The following is a 615-nucleotide window of genomic DNA, read 5'->3' on the forward strand; positions in this document are numbered from 1 at the left end:
TTTAATGATTTTGTTAATAATATTTTTAGATCTCAGTAACTGTTTTTCATTAACAATTTCTGTATTTAAAAGCGCTTCTAGATCAGTTGCCATATTGCCATCATTAAAATCACCTCGGCTGTCTATTACAAATGAAATAGCAGAACAAAAAGTAGTCATTGCTGAACCATAAGGAGGGAAAATATTACTTATAAAACCAGTGTATATATAATAAAATAGTTTATTTTCTTCAATAGCAATTTTTGCTGTCTCCAAAATATCTTGATTTTCAAATGAAAATACAGCATTAGATTTATTAATATCATCAGTTAAATTAGCTACTACAGATAAATTCTCAAAATAATATTTAAATTGATTTAAATTCATTTGATTAAAGAAAATCAAATTATTTTTATTAGATAAAAAATTTCCTTTTTTTTGTCTTAAAATGCTTGGAACAAGTATTTGTTGTAACTTTGACAATTCGTTATATAAATTATTAAATCTATCGTTTATTTCTTTTGAAATCTTTTCCAGTTTGTTTTTAGTTTTTAGTTTTTTTCTTTTAATTTTCATTCCTAATAAACATAAAGTAGTGTTACTTGACGAATGATATAAACCAAATAAACGCTGCTT

The 615-nt window shown here is 23.4% G+C and carries 1 protein-coding gene; it reads right to left on the minus strand.

Translation table 11 applies throughout. From position 1 onward, the window contains the following. Nucleotides 1–555: hypothetical protein (locus A9G32_RS12375; protein ID WP_141672915.1), on the minus strand; the 555-nt coding region annotated here is incomplete at its 3' end. Between the last annotated feature and the right edge of the window lie 60 nt (nt 556–615).

Origin of the sequence: Gilliamella sp. Gris3-2, assembly GCF_001690345.1 — a bacterium.
Taxonomy (GTDB): Bacteria; Pseudomonadota; Gammaproteobacteria; order Enterobacterales; family Orbaceae; genus Gilliamella; species Gilliamella bombi.